We start from the raw sequence: 211 nt of genomic DNA on the forward strand, positions 1-211 counted from the left end.
AATTCTTGTTCAGTTAACATGGGAGTTTTTTCTACAAAATTATAATAGTGAGGTTTATTATCAATATATATTTGCAATGTTAATTTACTTTCTTTTGTATCAGGAAATAGGCTAGCAGACACATAATAAATATCCGCTTCTTTCAGATGATAAAACAGGTGTGTACCACAACATTTACAAAATCCCCGCTCTCCCCATTCGGAAGAAGAAT

Annotated in this window: 1 protein-coding gene; it reads right to left on the bottom strand. The window is 31.8% G+C overall.

The features are described 5' to 3' along the window. The coding region (locus M983_RS17810) for a GFA family protein (RefSeq protein WP_425415210.1) at positions 1-211 on the bottom strand (211 nt) is incomplete at both ends.

The sequence above is a fragment of the Proteus myxofaciens ATCC 19692 genome, assembly GCF_001654855.1.
GTDB lineage: Bacteria > Pseudomonadota > Gammaproteobacteria > Enterobacterales > Enterobacteriaceae > Proteus > Proteus myxofaciens.